This is a genomic window from Pararhodobacter oceanensis, assembly GCF_003076755.1.
Lineage (GTDB): Bacteria > Pseudomonadota > Alphaproteobacteria > Rhodobacterales > Rhodobacteraceae > Pararhodobacter > Pararhodobacter oceanensis.
This window is the reverse complement of record NZ_QDKM01000003.1, coordinates 78,528-102,670: the sequence shown is the minus strand read 5'-3', so window position 1 is coordinate 102,670 and position 24,143 is coordinate 78,528. Positions and strand designations below refer to the sequence as shown.

At 64.7% G+C, this 24,143-nt stretch carries 20 protein-coding genes; 10 read left to right on the top strand and 10 right to left on the bottom strand.

What is annotated here, in order from left to right; genetic code table 11:
• The first annotated feature begins 19 nt into the window (after positions 1-19).
• Positions 20-1,435 carry an FAD-binding oxidoreductase gene (locus DDE20_RS08035; protein WP_116557973.1) on the top strand — a complete coding sequence of 472 codons (1,416 nt, stop codon included), beginning with the start codon at positions 20-22 and terminating at the stop codon, positions 1,433-1,435.
• Positions 1,436-1,560: 125 nt separating this feature from the next.
• Here the strand turns inward: DDE20_RS08035 and DDE20_RS08030 are convergent, their stop codons facing one another.
• Positions 1,561-2,169: a flavin reductase family protein gene (locus DDE20_RS08030; protein ID WP_116557972.1), complete on the bottom strand. Its 609-nt coding sequence runs from the start codon at positions 2,167-2,169 to the stop codon at positions 1,561-1,563.
• A gap of 75 nt (positions 2,170-2,244) precedes the next feature.
• Between DDE20_RS08030 and DDE20_RS08025 the strand changes: the two genes are divergently transcribed.
• Positions 2,245-2,733: a GNAT family N-acetyltransferase gene (locus DDE20_RS08025; protein ID WP_116557971.1), complete on the top strand. Its 489-nt coding sequence runs from the start codon at positions 2,245-2,247 to the stop codon at positions 2,731-2,733.
• Here the strand turns inward: DDE20_RS08025 and ptsP are convergent.
• From ptsP to DDE20_RS08005, 4 genes are all read right to left on the bottom strand, one after another.
• A complete protein-coding gene (gene ptsP / locus DDE20_RS08020; protein ID WP_116557970.1) occupies positions 2,694-5,000 on the bottom strand; it encodes a phosphoenolpyruvate--protein phosphotransferase in 2,307 nt (768 codons plus the stop codon). The two genes, DDE20_RS08025 and ptsP, sit on opposite strands and share 40 nt — an antisense overlap.
• A 174-nt stretch (positions 5,001-5,174) precedes the next feature.
• A complete protein-coding gene (locus DDE20_RS08015) occupies positions 5,175-6,446 on the bottom strand; it encodes an aspartate kinase (protein ID WP_116557969.1) in 1,272 nt (423 codons plus the stop codon).
• 164 nt (positions 6,447-6,610) lie between these two features.
• Positions 6,611-7,084, bottom strand: a complete 474-nt coding sequence (locus DDE20_RS08010) for a DUF1178 family protein (RefSeq protein WP_116557968.1) — start codon at positions 7,082-7,084, stop codon at positions 6,611-6,613.
• 62 nt (positions 7,085-7,146) lie between these two features.
• Positions 7,147-7,620 carry an Lrp/AsnC family transcriptional regulator gene (locus DDE20_RS08005; RefSeq protein WP_116557967.1) on the bottom strand — a complete coding sequence of 158 codons (474 nt, stop codon included), beginning with the start codon at positions 7,618-7,620 and terminating at the stop codon, positions 7,147-7,149.
• Between the two features lie 114 nt (positions 7,621-7,734).
• Here DDE20_RS08005 and putA point away from each other — a divergent pair, with 114 nt between their 5' ends.
• Both putA and DDE20_RS07995 read left to right on the top strand, forming a co-directional pair.
• Positions 7,735-11,160: a bifunctional proline dehydrogenase/L-glutamate gamma-semialdehyde dehydrogenase PutA gene (putA, locus tag DDE20_RS08000; protein ID WP_116557966.1), complete on the top strand. Its 3,426-nt coding sequence runs from the start codon at positions 7,735-7,737 to the stop codon at positions 11,158-11,160.
• A gap of 31 nt (positions 11,161-11,191) precedes the next feature.
• Positions 11,192-11,968 carry a rhomboid family intramembrane serine protease gene (locus tag DDE20_RS07995; RefSeq protein WP_116557965.1) on the top strand — a complete coding sequence of 259 codons (777 nt, stop codon included), beginning with the start codon at positions 11,192-11,194 and terminating at the stop codon, positions 11,966-11,968.
• A gap of 18 nt (positions 11,969-11,986) precedes the next feature.
• Here the strand turns inward: DDE20_RS07995 and DDE20_RS07990 are convergent, their stop codons facing one another.
• Both DDE20_RS07990 and DDE20_RS07985 read right to left on the bottom strand, forming a co-directional pair.
• Complete coding sequence (locus DDE20_RS07990) at positions 11,987-12,619, bottom strand: NrsF family protein (RefSeq protein ID WP_116557964.1); 633 nt, start codon at positions 12,617-12,619, stop codon at positions 11,987-11,989.
• Positions 12,616-13,164, bottom strand: coding sequence for a sigma-70 family RNA polymerase sigma factor (locus tag DDE20_RS07985; protein WP_240607918.1), 549 nt, complete (start codon positions 13,162-13,164; stop codon positions 12,616-12,618). The genes DDE20_RS07990 and DDE20_RS07985 overlap by 4 nt, the downstream gene beginning before the upstream one ends.
• A 169-nt stretch (positions 13,165-13,333) precedes the next feature.
• Here DDE20_RS07985 and DDE20_RS07980 point away from each other — a divergent pair, with 169 nt between their 5' ends.
• The 4 genes from DDE20_RS07980 (at position 13,334) to DDE20_RS07965 (ending at position 15,774) form a co-directional block, all read left to right on the top strand.
• Positions 13,334-13,639 carry a BufA1 family periplasmic bufferin-type metallophore gene (locus tag DDE20_RS07980; RefSeq protein ID WP_116557963.1) on the top strand — a complete coding sequence of 102 codons (306 nt, stop codon included), beginning with the start codon at positions 13,334-13,336 and terminating at the stop codon, positions 13,637-13,639.
• An 86-nt stretch (positions 13,640-13,725) separates the two neighbouring features.
• Positions 13,726-14,583 (top strand): MNIO family bufferin maturase, encoded by an 858-nt coding sequence (bufB, locus tag DDE20_RS07975; RefSeq protein WP_205961640.1) that lies wholly within the window; start codon positions 13,726-13,728, stop codon positions 14,581-14,583.
• The gene (locus DDE20_RS07970) at positions 14,567-15,310 is read left to right on the top strand and encodes an HvfC/BufC N-terminal domain-containing protein (RefSeq protein WP_116557962.1); all 744 of its coding nucleotides are present in this window, start codon (positions 14,567-14,569) and stop codon (positions 15,308-15,310) included. The genes bufB and DDE20_RS07970 overlap by 17 nt, the downstream gene beginning before the upstream one ends.
• A complete protein-coding gene (locus tag DDE20_RS07965) occupies positions 15,307-15,774 on the top strand; it encodes a DoxX family protein (RefSeq protein ID WP_116557961.1) in 468 nt (155 codons plus the stop codon). The genes DDE20_RS07970 and DDE20_RS07965 overlap by 4 nt, the downstream gene beginning before the upstream one ends.
• Positions 15,775-15,848: 74 nt before the next feature.
• Here DDE20_RS07965 and DDE20_RS07960 read toward each other — a convergent pair whose 3' ends face one another.
• Positions 15,849-17,003: a M20 aminoacylase family protein gene (locus tag DDE20_RS07960; RefSeq protein WP_116557960.1), complete on the bottom strand. Its 1,155-nt coding sequence runs from the start codon at positions 17,001-17,003 to the stop codon at positions 15,849-15,851.
• A 297-nt stretch (positions 17,004-17,300) separates the two neighbouring features.
• Between DDE20_RS07960 and DDE20_RS07955 the strand changes: the two genes are divergently transcribed.
• Positions 17,301-18,206, top strand: a complete 906-nt coding sequence (locus DDE20_RS07955; RefSeq protein ID WP_116558341.1) for a LysR family transcriptional regulator — start codon at positions 17,301-17,303, stop codon at positions 18,204-18,206.
• Positions 18,207-18,406: 200 nt separating this feature from the next.
• The gene (locus DDE20_RS19335) at positions 18,407-20,302 is read left to right on the top strand and encodes a Hint domain-containing protein (protein ID WP_116557959.1); all 1,896 of its coding nucleotides are present in this window, start codon (positions 18,407-18,409) and stop codon (positions 20,300-20,302) included.
• A 184-nt stretch (positions 20,303-20,486) separates the two neighbouring features.
• Here DDE20_RS19335 and DDE20_RS07945 read toward each other — a convergent pair whose 3' ends face one another.
• Both DDE20_RS07945 and DDE20_RS07940 read right to left on the bottom strand, forming a co-directional pair.
• On the bottom strand, positions 20,487-21,662 hold the full coding sequence (locus tag DDE20_RS07945; RefSeq protein ID WP_116557958.1) for a cytochrome P450: 1,176 nt from the start codon (positions 21,660-21,662) through the stop codon (positions 20,487-20,489).
• 81 nt (positions 21,663-21,743) lie between these two features.
• Positions 21,744-24,029, bottom strand: coding sequence for a TRAP transporter permease (locus DDE20_RS07940; protein ID WP_116557957.1), 2,286 nt, complete (start codon positions 24,027-24,029; stop codon positions 21,744-21,746).
• Positions 24,030-24,143 lie beyond the last annotated feature (114 nt).

Genomic DNA, 24,143 nt, shown 5'->3' with positions numbered 1-24,143 from the left:
CGTAAAGGAGCGGCGCGGCATGGCGTTGAACCCCGCAGGCCCGGAATTTCTGGCGCATCTGGCCGAGCAATTGCCCGATGCGGCACTGCGTGCGCCCGAGGAGCGTGACCTGAGTGAGCCGCGCGGGCGCTACTTTGGGCAGGCAGCGGCGGTGGCCTGTCCGCGCACGCCTGAAGAGGTGGCGGTGATCCTGCGCGCGGCACAGGCGGCACAGGTGGGCGTGGTGCCTTATGGCGGCGGCACTGGATTGGTTGGCGGGCAGGTGATGACTGAGGGGCCGCTGCCACTGTTGATTTCGTCCGAGCGGATGACCGGCCTGCGCGCGGTGGAGCCTGCGGGCAATGTGATGATCGCCGAAGCGGGCTGTATTCTGGCCGATGTGCAGGCCGCCGCTGAAGGCGTCGGGCGGTTGTTTCCGGTCTCGCTGGGCTCTGAGGGTTCGGCGCGGATCGGTGGGCTGTTGGCGACCAATGCAGGCGGCACCGGTGTGCTGCGCTGGGGCAATATGCGCGAGCAGGTGCTGGGGCTGGAGGTGGTGCTGGCCGACGGGCGGGTGATCCATGGGCTCAAGCGGCTGCGCAAGGACAATCTCGGCTATGACCTGCGGCATCTGTTTGTCGGGTCGGAGGGCACGCTGGGCTTTATCAGTGCCGCCAGCCTGCGCATGGTCAGCCGTCCGGCACGCTCGGGCGCGGCGATGCTGGTGGTGCCCTCGCCCGCCGCCGCGCTTGAGTTGCTGGCACTGGCGCAGGCACGGCTGGGCGAAGGCGTCTCGGGGTTCGAGTTGATCGGCGGCATGGGGCTGCGGTTTCTGGCCGAAAAATTGCCGGATGTGCGCCAACCCTTCGACGTGCCGCCCGAATGGGTGGTCTTGGTCGATCTGGGCTTGCCGGCGGGATTGAGCCCCGAAGGTGAATTAGAGACGCTGTTTGAAGAGGCCGCCGAGGCCGGTCTGGCGCTCGACGGGGTGATCGCGCAGAACGAAGCGCAACGGGCGCAATTCTGGGCGCTGCGCGAAGCGATACCGGAAGCCAACCGGCTGATTGGCTCGGTCTCGAGCCATGATGTGTCGCTGCCGCTGGAGGCCCTGCCCGCCTTCATCGAAGCGGCACTGGCGGCGGTGGCGCGGTTGGGCGGGTTTCGGGTCAATTGCTTTGGCCATCTGGGCGACGGCAACCTGCATTTCAACGTTTTCGCGCCCGAGGGCGAAACGCGGGCCGCCTATGACGGACAACGCCGACAGGTGATGGATACGGTGCACGAAGAGGTGGCCAAGCTCGGTGGCTCGGTCAGCGCCGAACACGGGGTCGGGCGGCTTAAAACTGCGGATCTGGAGCGCTACGGTGATCCGGTCTCGCTGGCGGTGATGCGCGGGCTGAAGGGGTTGCTCGATCCCGTGGGCATTCTGAACCCCGGTGCGGTGTTGCAGACATAGGCGCGCGCGCGGCGCTCCCGCCCGCCATCCCGCTTGCGCGCGCGCCAGCGCTTAATCGGCTGGCGGCGGCGTGTGGCGGTGCGGTGGAATGAGTATTTTAGGCAAGATGAAACCGGGACTTACGGTTAGGTTTGACCGGGGCGATTGAGGGTGAAGGGCTCGGTGACATAGGCGTAGTCGTGATAGCCCAAACGCCCGAGTGGGGTGAAGGTTTCATAGGCGAAACGGCCGTCGATCAGGCAGGCGTCATCGATATAGATGCCGGTGACCTCGCCGATCACCATGGAATTGTCACGGCCCAGAAGCGGCACAATCTGGGTCACGCGGCATTCCAGCGCCGCCGGTGCCGCGGCCACCCGCGAACAGGGGATCGAGGTGCATTCGGCGCGTTCAAGCCCGGCATGGGTGAATTCATCCACCTCACGCGGGAGTGGTTCGGCGCTGGCATTCATCGCGTCGATCAGCGCGCGAGAGACAATATTGATGCAGAATACGCCGGTCTCGCGGATGATCGAGACGCTGTCCTTGCCGCCCTCGCGGTCGGATTTCGCGCCGGTATTGGTGAACATCACCTGCGGCGGCGTATAGGCGACGGCGTTGAAAAAGGAATAGGGTGCGAGGTTCTCACGGCCCTCGCTGTCGCGGGTCGAGACCCAGGCGATCGGGCGCGGGGTGATCAGCGCGTTGAACGGATTATGCGGCAGCCCGTGGCCATCTGCAGGGCGGTAGAACATTAGCTCTCCTATGGTTTGATCTTGGATTTATCGCATGCTAGGGGCGAGTCCAGCGATTTATGGCCGGAGGCGCAGGTGGATCTGGCGCAAGAACAAGCTGACGACCACTGGGAGGTCGAGGCGCTTTACGATTTGTGCTTTGCGCCCGGGCGCACCGCGCTCTCGTCCTACCGGCTGCGCGAGGCGGTGGCACCGGTGGCGGGGCTCTGTCTGGTGATGCGCGACCGCAGTGGCGCGGTGGTCGGTGCGATCCGGCAATGGCCGGTGCTGGTCGGCGGCGACCCTTGCCTGTTGCTCGGGCCGGTGGCGGTGCATCCGACGCGGCAAGGCGAAGGGCTGGCGCAGATGTTGATCCGCGAATCGGTGGATGCGGCGCGGGCCTTGGGCTGGGAGCGCGTGTTGCTGGTGGGCGATGCCTCTTATTACCAGCGGTTCGGTTTTACCCGGCTGGATCATGTGGTGATGCCGCCGCCGACCAACCCCGAGCGGGTCTTGGGCTATGCGCTGCAACCCGGTGCTTGGGATCAGGTGTCGGGCGAGGTCACGCCGTTCAATGCGGGCTGAAACTGCGAGCGGTCCAGAGGCGGCAGGCTGCGCACATAGGAGACCAGCTGCGGGCGCACGGAATCGAGCCCCTGCTGCTTGGCGTCTTCGATAATCTGCGCCACTTCGGAGAGATCGGCGCGCAGAATCAGCTCTTTGACCGGCCCGATGGTGGCGGGGCGGATCGAGAGCGCGCGCATCCCCGCACCGGCAAGCGCCAGCGCGTCAATCGGACGCCCCGCATCCTCACCGCAGAAGGACAGGCGGGTGCCGGCCTCGGCGCAGCGTTCGATGATCTTTTGAATGAAGGTCAAAAAGCTGACCGAAAGCCCGTCATAGCGCCGCCGCACCAGCTCGTTCTCGCGGTCGGCGGCAAAGAAGAACTGCTTGAGGTCATTGCCGCCGATGGAGATGAAATCCGCCAGTTGAAAGAAGGCATCCGGCGCATAGACGAGGCTCGGGGTTTCCAGCATCGCGCCGACTTCCAGCGATTTCGGCAGCGGATGGCCGAGCCGCGCCTCGCGCTCGATCTCGCGCAGGAGGATATCGCGGGCGCTGATGAATTCGCCCATCTCGGCAATCAGCGGGAACATCACCGTCAGTGGCCCGCCATTGGCGGCGCGGATCAGCGCTTGCAATTGCATCCGCATCACGCCGGGCTTGTCGAGCCCGACGCGGATCGCCCGCCAGCCCATCGCCGGGTTCGGCTCTTCGGGGCGGTTCATATAGGGCATGACCTTATCCGAGCCGATATCGAGCGTGCGGAATGCCACCCGGCGGTCGCCAGCGGCATCGAGCACGCGGGCGTAGAGTGCGGCCAGTTCCGAGCGCCGAGGCATTGAGTTGCGCAAGAGGAACTGCAATTCGGTGCGGAACAGGCCGACGCCCTCGGCACCCGAGCCTTCGAGCGAGGGGAGATCGGCCATAATGCCGGCGTTCATATGCAGCGCCACCTGTGCGCCGCAGCGGGCAATCGCCGGTTTGTCGCGCAGCGCCGCATAGCGTTCGGCGGCGCGGGTCTGCATGATGATCTTGTCGCGAAACGCCGCCGCGACGCTGTCATCGGGGCGCAGATGCACCACGCCCTCGTCGCCGTCGACGATGATCGTGTCGCCGTTCAGCGCCTCGATGGTGATGCGGTCGCAATGCACCACCAGTGGGATCGCCAGCGCCCGCGCGACAATCGCCGCATGCGAGCCGACCGAGCCTTCTTCGAGCACCACGCCCTTGAGGCGGTTGCCGTATTCCAGAAGTTCTCCGGGGCCGATATTGCGCGCCACAAGAATTGGCCGGTCGGGCATCATCGCACCGGTGTCGCGGCCCTGTCCGGTCAGGATGCGCAGCAGGCGGTTGGCCAGATCGTCGAGATCATAGAGCCGTTCGCGCAGATAGGGATCGGGCACCTGTTGCAAGCGTGCGCGGGTCATCGACTGGTCTTTTTCGACCGCGGCCTCGGCGGAGAGGCCGCTTTCAATGCCTTGCTCCATCCGCCGCAGCCAGCCGCGCGAATTGGCAAACATTTGGTAAGCCTCGAGAATTTCGCGGTGCTCTTTGTCGGCATCGGCGGCCATACGCAGCAGGTCGCCGACCGAGCCGCGCAATTCGGTCACCGCCTCGCGCAGCCGCTCAAGCTCGGCGTCGGGATCGTCATTGACGAAATTGGTGATCACCACCCGCGGCTCATGCAGCCAGACATTGCCCTCGGCGGTGCCCTCTTGCCCCGAGCCGCCGCGCAGCATCACCGGATGCTCGTGCGGGCCGGAAATCGCGCTGCCATTGCCGTTGAACGCGCCCAGTTCGGTCATCTCGGCGAGCACCATCGCGACCACATCCAGCGCATAGATTTCATCGTCGGAATAGGCGCGGGCATTGCGAGATTGCACCACCAAGACGCCGAGTTTCTCGCCCAGACGCTGCACCGGCACGCCCAGAAAGCTGGAGAAACACTCTTCGCCGGTCTCGGCCATAAAGCGGAAACCGGGTTCGGAGGGGGCGTCGGCGGTATTGACCACCTGACCGCTGCGCGCGACGCGGCCAACCAGACCCTCGCCCAGCCGCAGGCGGGTGTTGTGCACGGCTTCGGGGTTCAACCCTTGGGTGGCGCATAACTCCAGCGTCTCGCTGTCGCGAAACAGGTATATCGAGCAGACCTCGGCATGCATCGATTCGGCGATCAAAGTGGTGATCTGGTCGAGCCGTTCCTGACCCTGCCCATGCTCGGCCAAAGTGTCCCGCAACCGGCGCAGGAGTTTGCGGCTTTCGCTTTCGCTGTCGCTACGATCTGGCATCAGGGCGTGCGTCCTCACGTGCTATCAAGGCAGGGCGGGCCAACAGTAAACCAACTCAGCTTATAAGGGAAACGGCAAGGCGGCCATATATCGGCGCTAGGCACGCAAGGGGCCGCAGTGCTTTTGGCGCGGGCAGCGCGCAAGAGCACTGCCCGTTTGCGCGCCAGCCCGTGTTTAAACGTCGTCGGCGGGGGCGCCCAGATCGAATTCATCATGCAGGGTTTGTACCGCGAGTTCGATATATTTGCGGTCGATCAGCACCGAGATCTTGATCTCGGAGGTCGAGATCACCTTGATGTTGACGCCCTCGGCGGCCAGCGCACGGAACATCTTGGCGGCAACGCCGGTGTGGCTGCGCATGCCGATGCCGACCACCGAAACCTTCGAGACATCCGCATCAACGATCAGGTTTTCATAGTTGATCGAGCCAGCGGCCTTGGCGTTCTCCATCGCTTTGCGGGCGCGGTTGATCTGGTCGATCGGGCAGGAAAAGGTCATATCGGTGACCGCGCCCGGATGGACCTCGTCATAGTCTTTTTCGCTGATGTTCTGGACGATCATATCGACGTTGACACCGGCATCGGCCAAGGGGCCGAAGATTGCGGCGGCAATGCCGGGCCGGTCCTCGACGGTAACGAGGGTGACCTTGGCTTCGTCACGCGAAAAGGCGATGCCCGAGACGACTTTAGATTCCATGATTTCCTCCTCGTCACAGACCATAGTGCCGGACGTTTCATCGGTTTCGTCAAACGACGAGAGCACCCGCAGCCGCACCCCGTAGCGCATCGCCAGCTCGACCGAGCGGGTTTGCAGCACTTTGGCGCCAAGGCTGGCGAGTTCAAGCATTTCTTCGTAGCTGATCTTATCCAGCTTGCGGGCTTTGGCGGTGATCCGCGGGTCGGTGGTATAGACCCCGTCCACATCGGTGTAGATATCGCAGCGCTCGGCCTCGAAAGCGGCGGCAAAAGCGACCGCGGTGGTGTCCGAGCCGCCGCGGCCCAGCGTGGTGATGCGGCCCTCGGGGCTGACGCCCTGAAAGCCCGCGACCACGGCGACGCGGAAGCCTTCGGCGAATTTCGCCTCGATATTGTCGCGCGGGATCGACACGAACCGCGCCGCCGAATGCGCCGAGGTGGTGTTGATCGGCACTTGCCAGCCCTGCCAGCTGCGCGCCGAGACGCCCATTTCCTGCAGCCGCAGCGCCATCAATCCGGCGGTGACATTCTCGCCCGAGGCGACCACCGCGTCATATTCGCGCGCGTCATAGATATCGGAGGTGTCATTGACCCAGCCGATCAATTCATTGGTTTTGCCCGACATGGCCGAGACAATGACGATGACATTATAGCCGCGCTCGACCTCGCGCGAGATTTTCTCGGCGACATTCGCGATGCGCTCGAGGTTGGCGACGGAGGTGCCGCCGAATTTCATCACCAAAGTAGGCATTCCAGCCCCCGCAAAAACCTGCCCCGCACCCGATGTGCGGCGCGGCTTCTCTTACGCGCGGCAGGCGCGGCGCGCAAGAGTTTGCAGCATTACAAGGCGGATAGGCGCTGCAGACCGGCGGTTCTGCGACAGCAGGTCGCGTGTGGGGCGCGGTTCGGCGGGGGTCAGTTGGTCTTTGAGCGCGGAATGAACGGCAGCGGCAGCACCGGCACCCCGTCATCGACCAGCGCCTTGGCCTCGTCGATCCGCGCCTCGCCCCAGATCGGCCGCTCGGGCGCGTCGCCCAGATGCATGGCGCGGGCTTCCGAGACGAAGTTATTGCCGACATAATCCGAGTTTGCCTCGACCTTGCGGCGCAGCGCGGCCAGCTTCGCCTCACGCGGGGTGCTCAGCGCGCCTTCGGTGGCGGTGCGCGCGGCAGCATCCGCGCTGCCCTTTGCGGGCGGGGCGGCAGGGGTGGTCTTGGGGGCTTTGGTCGCGGTCACGGCGGGCGCCATCAAGGTTTTCTCCACCTCGACACTGCCGCACTCGACGCAGCTGACATGCCCCGCCTTGCGCAGCGTGTCATAGGCCGACGCCGAGGCGAACCAGCTTTCAAATCTGTGGTCTTTTTCGCATTTCAGCGCGTATCGGATCATATCAACGCCCCGTATTTCCTGACCTTATAGATAGTGCATGGCGCGGGCGGCGCAAGGGTGGGTCAGCCGGTGGCGCTGGTGCCGCCGCTTTCCTTGACCGATTCCATCGCCACATGGGTCGAGGTCGATGAGACATGCGGCAGGCGCGAGATTTGCTCGGCGAGGATCTGGCGGTAATTGTGGATATTGGCGCTGCGCACCTTCAGCAGGTAGTCGAATGCACCGGCAATCAGATGGCATTCCTCGATCTCGGGCGTGGCATGCACCGCCTCGGCAAAGGCGCGCAGGGCGCTCTCGCGGGTGTCATTGAGCCGCACTTCGACGAACACCACATGGCCCAGCCCCAACCGCTGATGATCCAAGAGCGCCTGATAGCCGGTGATATAGCCGTCACGCTCCAGCCGTTTGAGCCGTGCCTGTGTCGGCGATTTTGACAGGCTGATGCGGCTGGCCAGTTCGGTGACGCTGATCCGCCCGTCCTGTCGCATGATGCCCAGAATCGCCAGATCAAAGCTGTCCAAGTCGTCGCAGTTCATCGTCCTGTCACCAATGCATTAATAGGGCATTTTATCTGCCGTTCAGGGGTAATCGGGAAACAACGCGGGTGCAACGGGTGTATTGTCAGGAAAATTGCGTTTTTGGGTGAATTTATGCGCACTGATCCTCTGAACTTTCCAATCCCTGCCGCCGAAGCGGATATTGTCACCGATTTGATCGCGCAATCCGCGTTGGATGAGGCGACGCGCGCGGCCATCGTCGCGCGTGGCACGGCGCTGGTCAAGGCGATCCGTAGCGGCGCCAAACCCGGTTTGATGGAGGTGTTTCTGGCCGAATACGGGCTGTCCACCGATGAAGGCGTGGCGCTGATGTGTTTGGCCGAAGCGCTGCTCAGGGTGCCGGATGCCAGCACCGTCGATGCGCTGATCGAGGATAAGATTTCGCCCTCGGATTGGGGCACCCATCTGGGGCGCTCGTCGTCGTCCTTGGTCAATGCCTCGACATGGGCGTTGATGCTGACCGGCCGCGTTTTGGATGAGGGCGAACCGGGGGTGGCCGGCCATCTGCGTGCCGCCGTGAAACGCTTGGGCGAGCCGGTGATCCGCACCGCCGTGGGCCGCGCGATGAAGGAAATGGGGCGCCAGTTCGTGCTGGGCGAGACCATCCAGTCGGCGATGAAACGCGGCGCAGGCATGGAGGCGCGCGGCTATACCTATTCCTATGATATGCTGGGCGAAGCGGCGCGCACCGATGCGGATGCGCTGCGCTATCAGGCCGCCTATGCCGCCGCGATCGAGGCGATCGGGACGAATTGCACCAGCGACGATCTGCGCAAAAATCCGGGGATTTCGGTGAAGCTTTCGGCGCTGCATCCGCGCTACGAGGAGGGCCAGCGCGAGCGGGTGATGCGCGAATTGGTGCCGCGGGTCGGCAAGCTGGCGCGGCTGGCGGCGCGTCACGGTATGGGCTTCAATATCGACGCCGAGGAACAAGACCGCCTCGCGCTGTCGCGCGACGTGATTGCCGAGGTGCTCTCGGACCCCGCGCTTGAGGGTTGGGACGGGTTCGGTGTTGTGGTGCAGGCCTACGGTCCGCGCGCGGGAGCGATGATCGACTGGCTGGCGGCGACGGCCGAGCGGCTTGATCGCCGCCTGATGGTGCGGCTGGTCAAGGGCGCCTATTGGGACACCGAGATCAAACGCGCGCAGGTTTTCGGGCTTGACGGGTTTCCGGTGTTCAGCGCCAAAACCGCCACCGACATCAGCTATATCGCCAATGCCCGCAAGCTGTTGGGCCTGACTGATCGGCTCTATCCGCAGTTCGCCACCCATAACGCGCATACCGTTGCGGCGGTGCTGGAAATGGCGGCGGGGCTGGACCGCGACAGCTATGAGTTCCAGCGGCTGCACGGGATGGGCGAGGCGCTGCATGATATCGTGCTGAAATCCGAGGGCACGCATTGCCGGATTTACGCGCCGGTAGGGGCGCATCGCGACTTGCTGGCCTATCTGGTGCGGCGCTTGCTGGAAAACGGGGCGAATTCCTCCTTTGTGAACCAGATTGTCGATGAAGAGGTGCCCGCCGAAGAGGTTGCCGCCTGTCCCTTCGCTGCGCATCAGCCTTTTGCGCTGCCGAAAGGGCCGGAATTGTTCCTGCCCGAGCGGCGGAATTCGGTGGGGCATGACCTGATGGCTCGCGGGGATTTCGCGCGTATCGATGCCGCGCGCGGGGCATTTGTGGGCCAAGAGTTCAGCGCCGCGCCGCGTCTGGCGGTGCCAGTGCAAAGCGATGAGGTTGTGCCGGTGATGAACCCCGCGCGGTCTGAGGAGCGTGTCGGGCAGGTCACGCTGGCCAGTGCCGCCGATGTCGACGCCGCATTGGGCGCGGCCCGTGTATGGGACGCAAGCGCCGAGGAGCGCGCCGCGATCCTCAACCGCGCCGCCGATGCCTATGAGGCGAACGCAGGCGAATTCTATGCGATTCTGGCGCGGGAGGCCGGTAAGAGCATGCCCGATTGCGAGGGCGAATTGCGCGAGGCGGTGGATTTCCTGCGCTATTACGCGGCGCGGATCACCACAGATATGACACCGCGCGGGCGGCTGGTCTGTATCTCGCCGTGGAACTTTCCGCTGGCGATTTTCACCGGCCAGATCGCCGGCGCCTTGGCCGCGGGCAATGCGGTGCTGGCCAAACCCGCCGAGCAAACGCCATTGGTCGCCGATCTTGCCACCCGTCTGATGCTGGAAGCGGGGGTGCCGTCCCATGCGCTGCAACTCCTGCCCGGCGACGGGGCGGTGGTCGGCGCGGCGCTGACCCGTGATCCGCGCGTTGACGGCGTGGTCTTCACCGGCTCGACCGAGACCGCGCAGATCATCCGCAGATCCATGGCCGAACATCTCGACCCCGGCGCGCCGTTGATCGCCGAGACCGGCGGGCTCAACGCGATGATCGTCGACAGCACCGCGCTGCCCGAACAGGTGGTGCGCGATGTCGTCGCCAGTGCGTTCCAATCGGCGGGGCAAAGGTGCTCGGCGCTGCGGTGCCTTTATGTGCAAGAGGATGTGGCCGATCACTTGCTACAGATGCTCTACGGGGCGATGGATGCGCTGGAGATCGGCGATCCGTGGCTGGTCTCGACAGATGTCGGGCCGGTGATCGACGCCGAGGCCGCTGGCGGTATCCGCAGTTATGTCAGCAAGGCGCGGCGCGAGCGGCGGGTGCTGCATGAGTTGCGCGCGCCCGATCAAGGGCATTTCATCGCGCCGGTGGCGATCAAGGTCAGCGGTATCGAGGAGCTGGAGCGCGAGGTCTTCGGGCCGGTGCTGCATATCGCGCGGTTCAAGGCGCGGGATCTGCCCAAGGTGATGGCGGCGATCAACGCGCGCGGCTACGGGCTGACCTTCGGGCTGCACACCCGCATTGACGACCGCGTGCAAGAGATCGTCGAGACCATGCGCGTCGGCAATACCTATGTGAACCGCAACCAGATCGGCGCGGTGGTTGGCAGCCAGCCGTTTGGCGGCGAGGCGCTGTCCGGCACCGGCCCGAAAGCGGGCGGGCCGGAATATGTGGCGCGGCTGGCGATGCCGGTGGCGGCGCCCGAGGTGGCTGCCGTGGATCAACCCGCCGCCAATCTGGACGCGGTGCAACAGGCGCTGAATGCCCCGCACCGCGACGCCGCGCTTACCACCCGCGATATGCCCGGGCCGACCGGCGAATCAAACCGCTTGAGCCTGCATCCGCGCGGGCCAGTGCTGTGCCTTGGACCGGGGCCTGAGGCCGAGGCTTCGCAGGTGGCGGCGATCCGCGCTTTCGGCGGTGTTGCGGTGACTGCAGGCGGTGCAGTGCCAGCGGACTGGCTTACCACCGCGAGCGGCCTCAGCGGCGTGCTCTGGTGGGGCGAGGCCGCGCAGGCGCGCGCATATGCGCAGGCTCTGGCGGTGCGTTCGGGGCCGATCCTGCCCCTGATCACCACGCATCCCGATGCCGCTCATGCGCTGACCGAGCGCCATGTCTGCGTGGATACCACCGCCTCGGGGGGCAACGCGCAATTGCTGGCCGAGGTATCTGGCGCTTGACGCAGGGCTGCAGATCGCGGAAGTCAGGCAGATGCTACCGATCCGCGATCGCAATCCCTCGGGCCATACGCCCTATGTCACCTATGCGCTCATTGCGCTGAATGTCGCGGTGTTTCTGGCCTATTGGCCAGCGGGCACCGGCGCCAGCATTGACGAGGTGTTTCGCACTTGGGGGATGGTGCCCGCGCGGCTGACATCGGGCGAGGGGCTGTATACGCCGCTGACCTCGGTGTTTGTGCACGGTGGTTGGTTTCATATCGGCCTCAACATGCTGTTTCTGCGCATTTTCGGCGACAACCTCGAGGCCGAGATGGGGCATCTGAAGTTCCTCGGTTTCTACCTGCTGTGCGGGGTGCTGGCGGCACTGATGCAATATGTCTCGGCGCTGCACAGCGAGGTGCCGGTGGCCGGCGCCTCGGGCGCGGTGGCGGGGGTTATGGGCGGGTATTTCCTGATGTTCCCGCGCGCAAGGGTCGAGGTCGGGTTCTACCTCGTCGTGGCCTTTCGCATCATCGCGATGCCTGCGTGGTTGCTCTTGAGCCTGTGGTTCGCGCTGCAGGTCTGGGGCGGGATGTCGACGCCTGCATCGTCCTCCTCGGTGGCCTTCTGGGCGCATATCGGCGGGTTTCTGGCCGGTGTGCTGCTGAGCGTGCGGATGTGGCGGATGCGCGGCGGGCGGATGTTCTGGCACCGGTTCCACGGGCTGCCGCCGCATCCAACGGCGGAATATGCCGTGCCGGTGGTGCGCCGCCGTGGCGCGAGGCTGCCGCCGCCGCAAGCACGCGGGTTGTTTCGTAGCAAGGACTGACGCGGGCGCGCGTGGTGCTTACCAGCGCAAGATTCGGGGCGCGAGCAACCCGCCGATCACCGCCACGATCACCATATTTGCGCCGTAAGCGGGCAGGCAAAACAGCAGCGAATCCTCGGGGCAATGCAGCGAATAGGCGGCCGAGCCAATCGCTCCGGCCAGAGCGCCCGCAGCGATTCCGGCGTGGCGCGGATGGGCGGGCGCGCCCGAGGCCATCGCCCAAAAGATCGCCGCCAAGGGCAAAGCCGACAAGAGCGGGATCGACAGGAAACAGATCAACAGCGAGGGCGTATCCAGCGCCGCGATCAGCCCCGACAGGCCGACCGTTGCCAACACCGCGCCGAGGACCGCGGCACTGATCGCCAGCATTGCGCCAAGCACTAGCCATTGAACCCGCGCCCGCGATTCGGGGCGCATTACACCGAGCCCGAGCCAGAGTGTCACCAGCCCGAACAGCGACGGCACGATGGTTTTCAGCGCCGCGGGCGAGGCCATGATCTGCGCCAGATCGGGGCGCACCTGCCAGACCATGACCAGCGCTAGCAGCGTCAACACCGCCGCCGGTGGCAGGGCGCGCAGCATCCGCTGCCCCGGCGTGGTCTGCGGGGCGGTGTCGGCGGCCAGAACGGCGATCAGATCCTCGGTTCTCATTCGATCATCCTTTCCCGCAGGTTTGCGAGAGATTTCAGCGCCCTGTGCAGGGCAACGCGCACCGCCCCCTCACTCATACCCAGACGGGCGCCAGTGTCTGCGGCGCTCTCGCCGTCGATGCCAATCGCGCGCACGATCTGCGCGGCGCGCGGGTCCAACTCATTGATCACGCGGTCCATATCTCGTGCCGCCAGCGGGTCGGGTCCGGGCGGAGCCGCCAGAACCTCGAGGAAATCATCGACCGGCAGGTCGATGCGTTTGCCCCGCGCGCGAAACGCGTCGATCACCTTGTGACGGGTCACCGCATAGAGCCAAGGCCGCAGCGGTGCATCCTCGCGCCATGTCTGTCGTTTGAGATGAATCGTCAAGAGCACCTCTTGCACCACATCCTCGCAACCCTCGGGTCCGAGCCCGCTGCCACGTGCCCGCACTATGCCGCGCACCACTGGCGTGATCGCCTGCAAAAGCTGCGCATAGGGGCGCTGCTCGCCCCGGTTTGCTGCGCGCATCAGCTCTTCCCAGCTTGGCTCATCTGGCGTGGTCACGCAGTCTCCTTACGGGTCATTTGCAAGTGTTGTTACATCGCCTGTCCCAAACATCACGGAAAAACCGGCGGATGTCACGCCTGCGTGAACCGCGTAACGCAGCGCGGCGTCCCCGCGTCCTGTCAGTCAGGCCCGCAACACCGCAGGCTTCAACAGGAGAGAGAGACCCATGGACAATTCGACCAAACTTCTTGCCGCTTCGGTGGCTGCCGCTTTGACCCTCGCCGGAGGCGCGGTGCAGGCCGAGGAACACGCCGATATGGAGCGCTGCTTTGGCGTCTCGATGGCGGGTGAGAACGATTGCGCCGCCGGACCGGGCACCACCTGTGCGGGCACCTCGACGATGGATTATCAGGGCAACGCCTGGACGCTTGTTCCGGCGGGCACCTGCAACTCGATCGAGATGCCGGCGATGGAGGACGGCACGATGCGCGACGGCTCCTATGTCAGCATGAACCGCGACCTGCCGGCCTGAGCCGCGCGTCTTTGGGGGCGGGCGAGCGTGCCTGCCCCCGTTTTCGAGCCTTTCCGCAATGATTTTGCCCGCCGCCGGAGGACCCTATGCTGTTGATCCCGACTTCGCTGCCCGCCCGTTCCGGCCTTGGCTTCAAGCCCGAGCATTACCCGCAGATCCTCGCCAGCCCCGAGGCCACCGGTTTCTATGAGGTCCACGCCGAGAATTACATGGGCGCGGGCGGGGCGCCGCATGCGATGCTGGAGCGGTTACGCGCCGACTATCCGATCTCGCTGCACGGGGTTGGCCTGTCCATTGGTGGCGCGGGCGCGTTGGACCGCGATCATCTGGCCCGTTTGCGGGTCTTGATCGAGTGCTATCAACCGGCGAGTTTTTCCGAGCATCTGGCGTGGTCCTCGCATGGGGCAGCTTGGCTCAATGACCTACTGCCGCTGCCCTATACCGATGAGACGCTGGCGGTGATTTGCGCCCATATCGAACAGACCCAAGAGGCGCTGGGCCGACGCATGTTGCTGGAGAACCCCGCGACCTATGTCACTTTTGAGGATAGCACTTGGGGTGAGGTCGATTTCCTGCGCGAGATCGCGCGGCGCAGCGGTTGCGGGCTGCTCTTGGACGTCAACAACGTCTTTGTCAGCGCCACCAACCACCGGTTTGATCCGCGCGCCTATCTGGCCGAGTTCCCGCTGGAACTGGTCGGCGAGATCCATCTTGCGGGGCATGACAGCGAGGAACTGCCGGACGGTCCCTTATTGATCGACAGCCACGCGCGCCCCGTCGCTGATCCGGTCTGGACGCTATTCGCCGAGGTGATCGCGCGCGCCGGTCCGCTGCCTGCGCTGGTGGAATGGGATAATGATATTCCCGAATTCGCGGTGCTACAGGCCGAGGCTGCGCGCGCCGATGGGATCTTGAAAGGCGCGCGTGATGACTGCGCTGCTTGATTCTCACGCGGCGATGCAGGCACGATTTCACAACGCGCTTTGGACCACGGCCACGCCGGACGGGCTGGCGCAGGCGGATGCGGTAGAGCGGCGGTTTCTGGTCTACCGCAACAACGTGCAGCACGGGCTGTGCAGCGCCCTGTCGCAGCGGTTTGCGGTGGTCGAGCGGTTGGTCGGGGCAGCGTTTTTCACTGCGATGGGGCGGGCATTTGCCGCCAGTCATCCGCCGCAAACGCCGGTTCTGATCGACTGGGGCGCGGAGTTCGCAGGGTTTATCGAGGGGTTCCCGCCTGCCGCCGGTCTGCCCTATCTGGGCGATGTGGCGCGGCTGGAATGGGCGCGCGGGCTTGCCTATCACGCGGCGGATGCGCCCGTCGCCGATCCGGCGGCGCTGACGCGCGGTGATCCCTCGGGGCTGCGGCTGACACTGGCGCCCTCGGTGGCGGCCTTTGGCAGCGCCTGGCCGGTGGTCAGCATCTGGACCAACAACCAGCCCGGCGCCGAGGCGCAGCCACTGCCCACGGGCGCCGAATTTGCCCTGATCGCGCGTTTGCCGGCGTTTGAGGTGCCGGTGATTCCGCTGGAGGCCGCAGATTGCGCGGTGCTGCGCGAGTTGCACGCGGGGCGGAGTCTCGGCGCGGCCGCAGGGCACGGAGACCCGACACGGATACTGGCGCTATTGCTGAAACACGGGCTGATCACCGCTATCACAGGAGAGACCCTATGACCGACTCCAGTTTAACCCCAGCCGCCCTCGGGCTGCGCGGAAGAGTGCAGGCGTTGAATGCGCTGATCGGGCGGCTGGTGCCCAAGGATCTGGTCGGGCTGGCGGCGCGGGTGTTCGTGGCTTGGGTGTTTTTCCTATCCGGCCAGACCAAGGTCGAGGGCTTTGCGATTGCGGATTCGACATGGTTCCTGTTCGAGCATGAATACGCGCTGCCGATCATCCCCTCGGCGCTGGCCGCGGTGATGGCGACGATTGCCGAACATGTGTTTTCGGTGCTGCTGATCGTGGGGCTGTTCACCCGCCTCTCGGCGCTGGCGCTTTTGGGGATGACGCTGGTGATCCAGATTTTCGTCTATCCGAACGCTTGGGTCACCCACGGGCTGTGGGCGGCAAGCTTTCTGGTGCTGCTGGCCTATGGGCCGGGGCGGCTGTCGCTGGATCGGTTGTTAGGGCTGGAGCGGTGACGTCGCTCTGATCCTCCCGCAAGACGTGGAATGCGCCGCAGGCAAAGGCTCTGCGGCGCGATCATTTTGTCGCGTTAAGCGCCGCCGCGGGTCTCGACCATCCGCGCCATCAGTGCCGCGCCCAATGGCAAGAGCGCGTCATCGAGCACAAAGCCCGGATTGTGCAGCGGCACCGAGCCGCTATGGCCGATGGTGCAATGCGCGCCGCGCACGACCTGCAGCATATCGGCAAAATCCTCGGAGCCCATCACCTGACTGTCGTGCAAAAACGCATCCTCGCCGACGAGACCCTGCGCCGCCTCATAGAGCGCCTGCGACATTTCGGGATCATTTTCCAGCACGTCGAACACATTGCGCATTGCTAGCGAAATCTCGACCCCGTAGCTGCGCGCCATGCCGTCGCAAAGATCCTGCATGCGCTGGGTGACCATCTCGGCCTGATCGCGGTCGAAATAGCGCACCGTGCCGGCCAGCGTGGCGACCTCGGGCAGCACGTTATAGGCCGAGCCCGCGTGCATCTGGGTGACCGAGAGCACCACTTTCTCATGGGCCGGCACATTGCGCGCGACGATGGATTGCAATTGCTGCACCAGCGCCGAGGCGATCACGATGCTGTCGATGCCGTTATGCGGCGTGGCGGCGTGGCAGCCTTTGGCGGTGATCTCGATATCAAAGAAATTCGCCCCCGCCATCGCCTTGCCCGGGCGCACGCCGATTTTTCCGGGTTCGGTGTAGGGCGAATTGTGCAGCCCGTAGATTTCATCGCAAGGGAAGCGCTCGAACAGCCCTTCGGCGATCATCGCGCGGGCGCCGCCCAAGCCTTCTTCGGCCGGCTGGAAGATGAACACCGCGGTGCCAGCAAAATCGCGGGTCTCGGCGAGATAGCGGGCGGTGCCCAGAAGGATCGCGGTATGCGCGTCGTGGCCGCAGGCATGCATCACGCCGGGGGTTTTCGAGGCATAGGGCAGGTTGGTTTGCTCATCGATCGGCAGCGCATCCATATCGGCGCGCAGCCCGATGGTGCGGCCCGGGCGGTTGCCCTTGAGCACGCCGACCACGCCGGTCTTGCCGATGCCGGTGGTCACCTCGATGCCAAAGTCGCGCAGGTGCTGGGCGACGATGCCGGAGGTGCGGACCTCCTCGAAGCCGAGTTCGGGATGTTGGTGCAGATCGCGGCGGATGGCGGTCAGATCATCGGCGAAATCGCGCAGGCGCTGGGGAATGGTCATGGGAACCTCTGGTTAGTGTCGCGTCAACTTGCCCGAGAAGCGCGGCGGGTTGCAAGCCGGTCCTCGGTTGCGCTGGGCGGTAGGGAGTTGCGCTGACACGGGTGCGGGCGCAGGGCCCACGCCCGCGTCAGCCCCGGCGATCCTGCGGATCGCACACGCCATGGCCTGCGGCCAAGCCGATGGGGCGCTGCCCCAACATGCCCCGCGGGGCGGTGCATTCCCCCGGGATATTTAAGGCATAAAGTTGCTGGCGGCGGGGGCGGCGAGGGCGGTATGATCGCGCAAACGGGGGGATTTGTGGCTTATTTGGAGAGCATCAAGGTTTTCGTGCGGGTGGTGGAGCTGGGCTCGATCACCTCGGGCGGGCGGGATCTGCGGTTAACGCCAGCGGTGGCCTCGAAGCGGATCAAGGAGCTGGAGGCGCGGCTGGGCACGCGGTTGTTGAACCGCACCACGCGCAAACTGGTGCCGACCGAGGCCGGACGGATGTTCTATGATCAGGCGCGGCGGGTGATTTCGACATTGGAGGATGCCGAAGCCTCGCTGGCAGGGATCGCCAGCAATCCGCGCGGCACCCTTCGGGTCACCGCGCCTTTGGGCATCGGGCGGCGTTTGGTGGCGCCTTTGGTGCCCGAATATTGCGAGGCTTTCGCCCATGTCGATGTGCGTTTGCGGCTGTCCGATCGCCGCGTCGATCTGTTCGAGGAGGAGCTGGATGTGGCGTTTTTTCTGGGCACGCCGCGGGATTCCAACCTCAAGCAGCGCAAGGTCGCGGATGTGCCGCGGGTGCTCTGTGCCACCCCGGAATATCTGGAGCGACACGGGCCGGTGAGCAATCCGCGGGATTTAATGGAACCCGCCCATCATTGCCTATTGCTGCGATTCCCGCGCTCGCCGGATTATTTCTGGATGCTGGAAACCGAAGACGGGCCGCGTAAAATCGTCGCCAATGGCCGGTTTGATGCCGATGAAGGGGATGTGCTGCTCAATTGGGCGCTGGATGGTAAGGGCATTGCCAATGTCCCGCGCTTCGAGGTCAAAGGCGCCCTGAAGAACGGCGAACTGGTTGAAATCCTGCCGGAAACGCCGCCGCTGCCCTCTGTCTTGACTTGCCTCTACCCGCATCGCAAGCTGCAAGATCCAAAGGTGCAAGGGTTTATCGACTTTATGATTCCGCGGTGCCGGGCCGCAATGGACGCGTAAAGAGTTTGAACACCCTGTTTCCACCCGCCCAACAATTGACGTTTTTCGGACTGATTTACTGCATAAACTCCCGATATTCCTGCTTGTCAGTGGAATGAGCCCGAGTGCAGCGCCGATGCGCAATCCCCCTTAATATATGCGCCCGCTCGGAATGTAGATTGGACCAGGCCCTCTGCGGGTGAGTTATCGAGGAAAAGACTATGAGTGACCTATCTCTGAACACCCTGACATTGTCCCCGGGCGGCCCGACCGCAGCGGGTGAAACGCTGACCTTCAATGGCGCAGGCAGCCCGGGCGGCGGGATCGATTCCAGCTCGGACAGCTATGAGACGACCACCGCGACGCCGGATGTTCTGGCGGTGGGCGATACGGTGGCGGTCAATGGCGCGCCGCTGAGTGTCACCGAGATCACCACCTATGCGACCACGGTGCATTACGACAATGGCGCCTCGACGGCGACGGGTGTGCCCTTTGCCATTGTCACCCTGAGCGATGGCTCGAAGGTCGGCATGTTCATGGATGGTGCCGCGAGCTATGGCGATACCTCGGCGGTGGTGCTGGAGAGTGTCAGCGGCGCAGGCCCGCTGGACGAGAGCGATATGGCGGCGACCAGCGCCGGTGAGGCGATCCCTGACGGGGTGGTAGATGGCACCGATGGGAATGACAGTATTGAATCGGGCTATACCGATGCGCAGGGCGATGAAGCCGATAATTCCGGCAGCCGGATTGATGCGCATAGCGGTGATGACACCGTTCGCGGCGGGCGCGGCGATGACACGATCGACGGCGGCGCGGGCAATGACTTCCTGTTCGGGAATGATGGCGACGATTCGATCATGGGCGGCGAGGGTCACGACTCGATCTGGGGCAATGACGGCAACGACTCGCTTTATGGCAATGCGGGTGATGACAAGCTGATCGGCGGCGCCGGTGATGATCTGCTGGTCGGCGGCGAGGGCGATGACACACTCTACGGCGATGCGATTGACGGTGACCTTGGCGGACGCGCGCCCGGTGATGCGGCAGAGCCAGGCTTTGGCAATGACACGCTGGTGCTCGATGGCGGCAATGATCTGGCTTACGGCGGCTCGGGCGATGATGTGTTTCAGGTCTTCGACGGTTTTGGCAATCACGAGATTGTCGGCGGCGAGACCGGCGAGACCGCGGGCGATACGCTTGATGGCTCGGCGATCACCGAGGATGTGCAGGTCATCTATACCGGCGACGAAGAAGGCACGATGTCGAATGAGGGTTCGACCGCCAGTTTCGAGGAAATCGAGCGGCTGGATCTGGGCTCGGGTGATGACCGTGTCGAGATTGTCACCACGACCACTGGCACGGTGAATGGGTCGGACGGGTTTGACACGCTGGTCTTGCCCGAGCCCGCGCCCGGTGATCCGGCTCCGGCGGTGACGGTGACCCATTCGACCGACAATGGCGATGGCACCACGACCTACACCGGCTATGTGAACTTCCCCGATGGCTCGCGGATGGATTTCGAGAATTTCGAGGAAATCATCTGCTTTACCCCGGGCACAATGATCGACACTTTGCGCGGCAAACGCGCGGTCGAGGATCTTGCGCCGGGCGACAAGGTGCTGACCCGCGACAACGGCTATCAGCCGCTGGCTTGGGTTGGGCGGCGTGATTTGGCGGCGGCGGAACTGGCGACCTGCCCGCAGGCGGCGCCGATCCGCATCGCTGCGGGCGCTTTGGGCGCCGGTCTGCCCGAGCAGGACCTCCGCGTCTCGCCGCGCCACCGGATGCTGGTGACCGGCGCACGGGCGGAGCTGATGTTCGGTGAGCGTGAGGTTCTGGTGACGGCGGCGGATCTCTTGGCACTGCCGGAGGTGACGCAAGAGGCGCCTGAGGCGGTCAGCTATATCCATGTGATGTGCGAGCGCCATGAGATCATCCGCGCCGAGGGTAGCTGGAGCGAGAGCTTCCAACCCAGCGAGGCAGTGCTCAATGCGCTGGATACGCAGACGCGGGCGGAATTGCTCGGGCTGTTCCCAGAGCTGGCGGCGGGCACGGGTTTTGCCGCGGCGCGTCCGGTGCTCAATGGGTCTGAGGCGCGAGAGCTGTTTGTCGCTTAAGCGTTTGTAGCGAGTGCGATCTTTGGCAATGGGCCACCCTTAGGGTGGTCCATTTGCGTTGAAGGGGGCGGTTTGCGCGGGGCATCGAGCCCCGTGCAAACCGGCGGGGCCCGCCCCGCGCGCGGCCAAGGGGGTTTTCCACCCCCTTGGGATCCCCCGAGGATATTTAGGGCATAAAGTGGGGTTAGGGGGCGTCCCATTGGACGTGGATCGACAGCGGGCCGCGGAAGGCCCAGCCGCCGAACACCGCTGCATGGTCGGGGTCGAGGCGCAGCCGGGGGAGGCGGGCGAAGGCCATCGGCAGGGCGACCTCGGCGATCAAGGCGCGGGCGGCCCAGGCGCCGGCGCAGAAATGCGGGCCGGCGCCGAAGGGGATGGATTTGCTGCGGTTCTGAGTGAGGTCGAAACGCTCGGGATCGGCGAAACAGGCCGGGTCGCGGTTGGCGGCGCCGAACATCAGGAACGCCATATCGCCGGGCTCGAGCGTGGTGCCGTGCAGCGTAAAGGGCTGCGCGATGCGGCGCGGGGACATGCCGATGGGCGAGATCCAGCGGGCGTATTCCTCAAAACCGTCGCGCCATGTGGCATGGCCGGTCTGGATGGCATTGAGGGCCTCGGGATGGGTGAGCAGCGCCCAGATCGTGCCGGCGATGGCGTCGCGCGGTTCATTCTGCCCGCCCGAGATTGCCAGTTTGATATTCGCCCGAACTTGCGCGTCCTCCAATCCGGCGCGGCGCTGCACCGAAAGGAGCGAAGCGTCGGGACGCGCGTCAATCTCGGCGATGCGGGCGTCGATATGGCGGTCAATTGAGGCGGTGCAGGCGTGGCAATGCGCCTCGACCTGCGGATCGCCCGCGTAATTGGCGCAGCCGTCGATCATGCCTTGCGATACGCGGTCCATCTCGGCGGCGCTCATGTTGGTCAGGCCGGTGATCGCCTTGAGCGCCTCGGCGGCGAGCGGCAGGGCGTAATCGCTGACCAGATCGGCGCGGCCCTGCGGCGCGAGGGCGTCGAGGATGCTTGTGGCGGCGGCTTGGAATTGCGCCAGCCAGATGTCGCGCACGGTGCGTGGCGAGGTGCTGGGGAAAATCGCTGCGCGCTCGGCCTGATGCGCCGCGCCGTCCTTGCGCATCATGTTTTGCCCCATCAGGCGGGTCATCAGACCCTCGGGCTGCTCGGAGGAGAACACCGCGGTGTTCTTTTCGCAGGTCCAAATGTCACCGCGCCGCGTCAGCAGCGTGGCATTGAGTTGCGGCACGTAAGCGACGGGGGCAGAGGCGCGCAGATGCGCCAGCGTCGGGTAGGGATCGTGCCAGAAGGCCTCGCGGTCGATGTCTATGACGGGGGCGTTGGTGACCATGCAAAACCTCGGGGGCAACCTTGGGCGGGTCTGTGAAAAGACCGCCCCGAAGGGCGGCCTTTGAGTGTTTGGCGAATGGTTTTAGTCAGCGCCGCGGACGTCGAAACCGGCATCGGCGGGCGGCTGGAACAGCTTTTGCACGAAGTAGATCGCGACGACTGCCACCAGACCGATCGCATCGGTGGTCCAGCTGCCCGCGATCATGAACAGCGCCGCGACCACCAGCGCCGCGCGGATGAACCACGCCGCGCGACTGCCGATGAACCAGCCCTGCACACCGGCCGAAAGCAGGAACACGCCGATCAGCGCGGTGATCGTGGCGCGGATGATTTCAAACCATGTGCCGTCCATCAGGATCGCGCTGTTGTAAAAGAACATGAACGGCACGACGAAGGCCGAGATGCCGATCTTGAAAGAGGCGACCGAAGTCTCCATCGGGTTGGCGCCCGATATCCCCGCCGCCGCGTAACTGGCCAGCGCCACCGGCGGGGTGATCGCCGAGACCACCGCGAAGTAGAACACGAAGAAATGCGCGGTCAGGGGCGGAATGCCGAGGTTCACCAGACCCGGCGCGACCACCGAGGCGGCAACCGCATAGGCCGCCGTGGTCGGCATGCCCATCCCCAGAAGGATCGCGATACACATGGCGAAGAACAGCGCCAAGAGCTGCGAGGCTTCGGCAATGCCCAGGAGCATCGAGGAAAACCGCGCGCCAACGCCGGTCAGCGAGATCACACCGACGATGATACCGGCACAGGCGCAGACCGCGATGATCTGGATCGACATGATGCCTGCGAGCTCGAAGGCTTTGAGGATCGAGGCGATATTCATCCGGTGCGGCGTGAGCCAGCTGACCACCACCGCGGCGACGGTGGCGAGAGTGCCCGCGCGGATCACCGAATAGCCCATGAACAGGGCCGCAATCAGGATGATAATCGGGATGAACAGATAGACCTGCCGCAGCATTTTCTTGAGCACGGGAAGCTCGTCATCGCGCATCCCGCGCATGCCGAGTTTGGCGGCCTCAAGATCAACCATAAAGTAGATCGAGGCGAAATAGAGCACCGCCGGAATGATCGCGGCAATCGCGATGTCGGTATAGGGAATGCCGGTGATCTCGGCCATGATGAAGGCGCCCGCGCCCATGATCGGCGGCATGATCTGCCCGCCGGTCGAGGCTGCGGCCTCAATCGCGCCGGCGGTCTTCTTGTGGTAGCCGACCTTTTTCATCAGCGGGATGGTCAGCGAACCGGTCGCCACCACATTGCCCGCCGAAGTGCCGTTGATCATTCCCATTAGACCGGAGGCAAAGATCGCCACTTTTGCCGGCCCACCGCGCGCGCGTCCGGCGGCGGCGAAGGCGAAGTTGACAAAGTAATCGCCGACTTTCGACGCCTGCAGGAAGGCGGCAAAGATGATGAACAGGATGATATAGGTCGAGGACACCGCCGTGGTCGGCCCCAAGATACCGGCGTCGGTATAGACAAAGCCAAAGAACCGCTTCCAGTCATAGGGGGTTTGCACCGCCAGAATGCCGGGCAGCAGATGCGCGGTGAAGGTATAGACCAGAAACACGCCGGTGATGATCACCAGAGCCAGACCTGCCACACGGCGGGTGAGTTCCAAGATCAGCGCGGTGCCCGCAGTAGCGGCGAAGGCAACGCCAATCGGCACGAAGGAGGTGCCGACCGAGTTGCGCGCGGCGGTGGAATAGATCGGGATCAGATAGAGCGCGACCAAGACCGCGCAGAGCGCCAGCACGACATCGGAGGTGGCAAAGCCCTTGCGCGGGGCATTCTCGAACCAGCCGAGCGCAATCGCGCCGCCGGTGGCGATCAACAGCGGAATGCCGAACCAAGTGATCTCGCGCTGGTAAATTTCAGTGCCGGGGAAGGCGGCCCAAGTGGCCAGCCCGCTCATCTGCGGCAAGTCGCCCGAGTTCACCAAGAGGATGAAGCTGACCACCGTCCAGAGCGCAATCGCCACCGGAATCAGCAGCAGATATCCGGCCTTGCTCAGCAGCGGGGTGGCGGGCGCATCCTCGTCGCGAAACAAGCGCGCGGCAAACAGCAAAAACCCCAGCGCCAACGCGCCCGAGATATGGACGATGCGGAAATTCCACGTCTCCATGGGGAATTGCGGCAGATAGGGCAGGTTGACGCCGGTCCAGCTGCGGATCGAGACGCCATTGAGCGCCAGCATGTGGAAAGCGGCATAGAGCGTGGCGAAGGTGGCGATGAAGATCAGCGGCCCGCCGGCAAACAGGCGGCGGTTGCGCTCGACGGGTTCTTCGTCGACGCCTTGGGCCAACACCGGGCCGTCAATCAGCGGATCGGCCTCGGCCGTAATCTTGGTTGAGTCAGTCATTCGGTGTCCCCCGAAAAGCGGTGCAACCCTCGCGAAGATTCGGTCGGGTCGAAAATGGGGCGGCGGTGGTCTTGAAGCCACCCGTCCTAAGCGCCTGTCAGCGCGCCCCGCGTA